A 3030-nucleotide genomic window follows, 5' to 3' on the forward strand; every position below is an offset into this window, starting at 1 on the left:
AACGAGCTTCCACTTGGATGTGCGAATCATCCGCGCCGTGCCGTACTCACAGAAGCTCGCATCGCCCCACTTCATGTCCACTGCGTTTCCGAGCAAGCCTAAGTAGCTGCGCCCTGGGCCATCATAGCCGCTTACCGAAACGCCCGCCGCGCCAAGTAGCGTCTGAAAAAGATCGCAGTGGCTTGTGGGGGCGGCGCTTACCGTCCCCGCCGCGATCTGTCCCGGCCAGCGCAGGACACACGGCACCTGGATGCTCTCGTCGTAGAAGTTGGGTGGCTGGGTCGCGTTGCCCTTAAAGTATAGCCCGTGGTGCCCGTTCATGTGCCCATGATCGCCCGTGTAGACCACCAGCGTGTTGTCCAGCTCCCCAATCCCATCGAGATAGTCTAAGACCAGCCCCACTTGCTCATCGATCATCTCGACGGCAGCGTAGTACTGCTCCAGCCGCCGCCGGTGCTCTTTCGCCTCGGGGAGCTTGCCCGGCACCCGCGCCGCGTTTCCAACATATTTTTCTTTCGGAATGTCCGCAAACGTATCTTTCGCATGACTCTCGACCAGCCGCTCCGGGTGCTGTGTGAACGGCGAGTGCGTGTCCACATGGCCAATAAAGCAGAAGAACGGGCGGGACTTATCGCGCTGCGCTAAGAACTCCAGCGCTTTTTTCGTCACAAACGGCGCCCGGTGCCCATTGTGCTCGATGGGCACGCCGTTGTGCATGAACTTGCAGATTCCCTTGTGCGGATACTGCTCTTTGTTCTCGCCGAGATAGTCATCAAAGCCCGGCTGCTTCTCCCAGCTTGCGCCGCAGTGCCACTTTCCAAAGTGCCCCGTCTGGTAGCCCGCCGCTTTCAGGCGCTCCGCCAGATTGACCTCGCCCTGCAAGCGAATGTTCGGGCGGGTGGGCTCTTGAATCCAGTCGTGAATCCCATGCTGCGACGGCATCCGTCCCGTCCAAAAGCAAGCACGAGCGGGTGAGCAGACCGGCCCTGGCGTGTAGGCATGGGTCATCCGCGCCCCCGTGTGCGCCAGAAAGTCCATCGCGGGCGTGTGCAGCTCTTTATTACCCGCACAGCCCATTGCCCACGCCCCATGATCATCGGTGAGAAAGACAAGAATATTGGGCTGTTTCATTACTTTAAGTTGTCCACCAGCATATCGGCCGTGGCGATATTGGTAGCGAGCGGGATATTGTGAATATCGCAGACCTTCATGAGGGCATTGATGTCCGGCTCGTGGGGATGTGCGGTGAGCGGGTCGCGCAGAAACACCACGGCACGCACGCGTCCCTCCGCGATCATCGCCCCGATCTGGAGATCACCGCCGCGCGGCCCAGAGAGCACGCGCCGCACTTCTAGCCCCGTTTCGGCTTCGACAATCCCGCCCGTGGTCGCGGTCGCCACCAGCGGCAAGCCATCGAGCTGCACTTTATGCCGTCGCACGAAGTCCGCCATCACATCTTTGCGTCCATCGTGGGCGATCAGCGCCACGTACTTTGCGTCACTCATACGGCTATTTTACCCGCCGATTGAAAGCGGCGTCTGTAGGCACAAGTGCCAAAAAGTCGCTCCGCGACTGCAAAATACCCAATCGCGGAGAGATTACCGTGCCTCGTCGGGGGAGTGTTCTCGGAGCCAGACGCGCAGCGGGACATCGTCATCGGTGGGTGAGTAGAAGCCGTTGCAGTTGGTGCCGTAGCCCAGGAGCTGCTTGCGGATCGGGCTAGAAGTCGGCCAGAGGTCTTGGACGGTCATGTCGTCTTTCGTGCGAATCCAGCGGTAGCCATAGCCATAGAACAGGATCTTGCGCGTGATATCGCTCCAGTTTGGGCTTGCGGTGTGCCAGAGGCGACGGTCGAAGAATACGGCGGTGCCAGGTTTCACGCGCACCGGAATCGCTCCCTCAGGCTGGCCTTCGCGGTTTTCGGGGAGCGTGAGCGTGTCGTCTAGGTGGCTTCCCGGAATAATCCAGAAGTTGCCGCGTCCCTCCTCGCTGGTGTCCGAGAGGAAGTAGGCGACTTTCAGCGAGAGGCGCGGACGTGGGTGGCTCTCCATTTCCTGATTGACCCGCCCACTGTCTTGGTGCCAGCCAAAGGTTTTAGTATCGCGCATCTTCCCCGACGGCGGCGTGACAATCAGATGCGCATGGTAGAGGTAGATATTCCACCCTAGAATCCCCCAGACCTTGGGCAGAATCTTCTCGTAGTCCACCAAGTCCGCAAACTCAGGCGCTTCGGGGATGAAGTTCGGGTAGAAGAGCGCCGTGCTCGGATCAAAGCCTGCCGCCAGTTTCTTCTCATGAATCGTATCGGTGAGCTGCGTCAATCGAGCGACTTGCTCCCGGTCAAGTGCGTCCTCGACAATCAGATAGCCCTGCGTATTGAAGTGCTGCCGCTCGTCGTCGGTGAGGCGGAACTGTAGCGCCGTTGTTTCCATATCTTAGATTGTGGGCTAAAGTGCGGATTGATGCAACTAGAACGGGTTGTCCCAGCTTCCGCCCGCTAAGAAGCCACCATCAATGGCGATGAGCTGACCGGTCAGATACGACGAGGCGGGGGAGGCGAGAAGCAGCGCGACTCCCAGCAGGTCTTCTGGGGTGCCGGGTCGGTGGGCGGGGACGCGCCCCAGAATCCACTTGACTTTCTTCTCATCGGAGAACATCCCCGCCTCGGTCAGCGGCGTGACGATAAAGCCGGGGCAGAGACAGTTCACTTGGATATTGTCCTTAGCCCACTCGACCGCGAGGGTCTTGGCAAGCTGCCCGATAGCGGACTTGGTCATGCCATACACGCCCACATTGCCAATCCCCACATAGCTGGTCATCGAGCCAATCTGGATGATCTTGCCTCCGCCGTTCTTCTTCATCAGGGGGTGAACCGCCTGAGAAAGGAAAAAGACACCGTCCAAGTTCACCGAGAGAATCGTGCGGTAGTCTTCTTCGGTGAAGGTCTCAAACGGCTTACGGCGGTTGATCCCCGCGTTGTTGACTAGAATATCCAGCCGCCCCAGCTCACTCTCGATCTGTGCGATGAGC

General features: G+C 59.4%; 4 protein-coding genes. All 4 read right to left on the reverse strand.

Going from position 1 to position 3030, the window contains the following annotated elements; translation table 11 throughout:
- On the reverse strand, positions 1–1131 hold a 1131-nt coding region (locus tag AC1XOS_RS21765), incomplete at its 3' end, for a sulfatase family protein (protein WP_481964311.1).
- Complete coding sequence (locus AC1XOS_RS21770) at positions 1131–1505, reverse strand: methylglyoxal synthase (protein ID WP_481964312.1); 375 nt, start codon at positions 1503–1505, stop codon at positions 1131–1133. The genes AC1XOS_RS21770 and AC1XOS_RS21765, both read right to left, overlap by 1 nt.
- 93 nt (positions 1506–1598) lie before the next feature.
- Positions 1599–2432, reverse strand: coding sequence for a phytanoyl-CoA dioxygenase family protein (locus AC1XOS_RS21775; protein ID WP_481964313.1), 834 nt, complete (start codon positions 2430–2432; stop codon positions 1599–1601).
- A gap of 36 nt (positions 2433–2468) precedes the next feature.
- The coding region (locus AC1XOS_RS21780; protein WP_481964314.1) for an SDR family NAD(P)-dependent oxidoreductase at positions 2469–3030 on the reverse strand (562 nt) is incomplete at its 5' end.

Source organism: Armatimonas sp. (genome assembly GCF_964826245.1).

What these genes read in the sequence shown, in the direction of transcription:
- AC1XOS_RS21770 (WP_481964312.1), bottom strand. Translation starts at nt 1,505, where the DNA reads ATGAGTGACGCAAAGTACGTGGCGCTGATCGCCCACGATGGACGCAAA.
- AC1XOS_RS21775 (WP_481964313.1), bottom strand. Translation starts at nt 2,432, where the DNA reads ATGGAAACAACGGCGCTACAGTTCCGCCTCACCGACGACGAGCGGCAG.